At 60.9% G+C, this 3,150-nt stretch carries 3 protein-coding genes; all 3 read left to right on the top strand.

From position 1 onward, the window contains the following. On the top strand, nucleotides 1–885 hold an 885-nt coding region (locus JWR14_RS34125), incomplete at its 5' end, for a formyltransferase (protein ID WP_299718302.1). After that, a complete protein-coding gene (locus JWR14_RS34120) occupies nucleotides 882–1,931 on the top strand; it encodes a bifunctional UDP-4-keto-pentose/UDP-xylose synthase (protein ID WP_277040667.1) in 1,050 nt (349 codons plus the stop codon). The genes JWR14_RS34125 and JWR14_RS34120, both read left to right, overlap by 4 nt. 9 nt (nucleotides 1,932–1,940) lie before the next feature. After that, nucleotides 1,941–2,837, top strand: coding sequence for a polysaccharide deacetylase family protein (locus JWR14_RS34115; protein WP_299718297.1), 897 nt, complete (start codon nucleotides 1,941–1,943; stop codon nucleotides 2,835–2,837). Nucleotides 2,838–3,150: the final 313 nt, after the last annotated feature.

Here is a 3,150-nt window from a genome sequence, read left to right as displayed (position 1 = left end):
GAGGACAATCCGGCCGAGAACATCTGGTTCGGCAGCGTAAAGTCGGTGGCGGCCGAGCATGGTATCGACGTCATCACACCGGTTGATCCCAAGTCACAGGACCTGCACGACGCAATCAGCAAACTCGCGCCCGACTTCATCTTCTCGTTCTATTATCGGCACATGTTACCCGTCGATCTGCTCGCGCTCGCCGCGCGCGGCGCGTACAACATGCACGGTTCGCTGTTGCCGAAGTATCGCGGACGCGTGCCCACCAATTGGGCCGTGCTGAACGGCGAAACGGAAACCGGCGCGACGTTGCACGAGATGGCCGCCAAGCCCGACGCAGGCGCGATCCTCGCCCAGACGCCCGTACCCATTCTCCCCGACGACACCGCCGCGCAAGTCTTCGACAAGACCACCGTCGCAGCCGAACAAACCTTGTGGCGCGTATTGCCGGCGTTGATTGCGGGCGAAGCTCCGCATCTGCCGAACGACCTCACGAAGGGCAGCTACTACGGCGGCAGGAAGCCGGAGGACGGCCGCATCGACTGGTCGCAAACGGCGCAGCAGGTCTACAACCTGATTCGCGCGGTGGCGCCCCCGTATCCGGGCGCGTTCACGGACATCGGCCAAGCGCGTTTTATCGTGGCGCGGGCCCGGCTGGTCCCGGTCGACGGCTTGCCCGGCATCGAAGCGGACACGCTGCGGGCGCTCTCGAATTTGCCCGCTGGCCTGCACGTGAAGGATAATGCGCTGTTTGGCGTATGCGGCGATGGCCGCGTCGTCGCCATCCGTGAATTACGGCAACCATTCGTGGACGAAAGCCAGACTCCAGCCGGCGGCGAACGCGTCGTCAGTCCCGCCGAATTCGGCCGACTCACTCAATCAATTCCTCATTCATGAAAAAAGTCCTGATCCTGGGTGTCAACGGCTTCATTGGCCACCACCTCTCCAAGCGCATTCTCGAGACGACCGACTGGGAAGTCTTCGGTATGGACATGCAGCGCGACCGTCTCGGCGACCTCGCCAATCATGAGCGCATGCATTTCTTCGAAGGCGACATCACGATCAACAAGGAATGGGTCGAATATCACATCAAGAAGTGCGATGTGATCCTGCCGCTCGTCGCTATCGCCACGCCGGCCACCTACGTGAAACAGCCGCTGCGGGTGTTCGAACTCGACTTCGAAGCGAACTTGCCCATCGTTCGTTCGGCCGTGAAATACGGCAAGCACCTGGTCTTTCCGTCCACGTCCGAGGTGTACGGCATGTGCACCGACGAGCAATTCGACCCCGAAGAATCGCTGTTGAGCTACGGCCCGATCAACAAGCCGCGCTGGATCTACGCGTGTTCGAAGCAGTTGATGGACCGCGTGATCTGGGGTTACGGCATGGAAGGCCTGAACTTCACGCTGTTCCGCCCGTTCAACTGGATCGGCCCGGGCCTCGACTCGATCTACACGCCGAAGGAAGGCAGCTCGCGCGTGGTGACGCAATTCCTCGGTCACATCGTGCGCGGTGAAAACATCAGCCTGGTCGATGGCGGCGCGCAAAAGCGTGCGTTCACGGATATTGATGACGGCATCGGCGCGTTGATGAAGATCATCGAGAACAAGAACGGCGTGGCGACGGGCAAGATTTATAACATCGGCAATCCGAGCAACAACTTCTCGGTTCGTGAACTCGCGCACAAGATGCTGAAGCTCGCCAACGAGATCAGCGAGTACGCTGAAAGCGCGAAGACGGTTCAGCTCGTGGAAACGTCGTCCGGCGATTACTACGGCGCGGGTTATCAGGACGTGCAGAACCGCGTGCCGAAGATCGACAACACGATCCAGGAACTCGACTGGAAACCGGTCGCGACCATGGACGACGCGTTGCGCAAGATTTTCGAAGCCTATCGCGGCGATGTAGGCACGGCGCGGCGCCTTGTCGAAGATCAGTCTTAAGGACGGCGCGTGGCTCGCATTGTCCTAAAAATCGATGTCGATACCCTGCGTGGCACGCGCGAAGGCGTGCCCAATCTCGCGCGCCTGCTCGACAAATATCACGCCCGTGCCACGTTCCTGTTCAGCCTCGGACCCGATCACACCGGCTGGGCGTTGCGCCGCGTGTTTCGCCCGGGGTTTCTCAAGAAGGTGTCGCGGACGTCGGTGGTCGAGCATTACGGCATCAAGACACTCATGTACGGCGTGCTTCTGCCGGGGCCGGATATCGGCCGCCGCGGGGTTGCCGAAATGCGCGCAATTCATGAGGCAGGTTTCGAGTGCGGCATCCACACGTGGGATCACGTGTATTGGCAGGACAATGTCCGAGCGGGAAACCGTGAATGGACCGCCAGCCAGATGCAGCGCAGTCACGCACGTTTCACCGACATCTTCGGCACACCGCCGGTTACGCACGGCGCGGCGGGCTGGCAGATGAACGGCTACGCGTTCGAACAAATCGATGCCTGGGGCATGAAATACGCGTCCGACGGCCGTGGCCATACGCCCTACATTCCGGTGCTCGACGGCCGAACGCTGAATCACATCCAGATGCCCACCACGCTGCCTACGCTGGATGAAATCCTGGGTGTGGATGGCGTGGACGTGAGCAACGTGGCGGCGCATTTGCTGGGTCTCACGGCGAATCAGGCTCACGACCAGGTCTACACGCTGCATGCCGAGCTGGAAGGACAAAAGCTGGCCACGGTGTTCGAGCAATTGCTGGCTGGCTGGAGCGCGCAGGGTCACAGCTTCTGCACGATGGGCGACTATCATGCGACGCTGGACCGCGCGACGCTGCCCACGTACCCTGTCGCCTGGGGCGAGATTCCAGGTCGCGCGGGCGAGTTGATCCTTCAGCCGGACTAATACACTTCAGGCGGATTGAAGCATGTGAACGCCTGACGGGTGTTTGAGGCTTTGCCGAGCAGGTTATTTGCACGCTCGGGCGGCCGGACCGCGCCTTGCCCCAACGCCTCAAGCTTTCCCCGGATCCGCACTACCGTTCCAACGTGCTCGTTCACCAGACACTGGTGCACGAGCTACGCGACTACCGATAACAGCTAACAATTTGCATCGGACCGGAGTAAGCGCTAAAGCGCCAACTCCGGCCGACCGCAAACAATGCATGGGACCGGAGTAAGCGCTAAAGCGCCAACTCCGGCCGACACTGGAGAAACTT

This window comes from Caballeronia sp., assembly GCF_028292365.1.
Taxonomy (GTDB): Bacteria; Pseudomonadota; Gammaproteobacteria; order Burkholderiales; family Burkholderiaceae; genus Caballeronia.
The sequence above is the reverse complement of the archived record's forward strand: the minus strand, read 5'-3'. Positions and strand labels throughout refer to the sequence as shown.

Excerpts from the sequence above, each read along its gene's own strand:
- JWR14_RS34120 (WP_277040667.1), top strand. The coding sequence starts at position 882 with ATGAAAAAAGTCCTGATCCTGGGTGTCAACGGCTTCATTGGCCACCAC.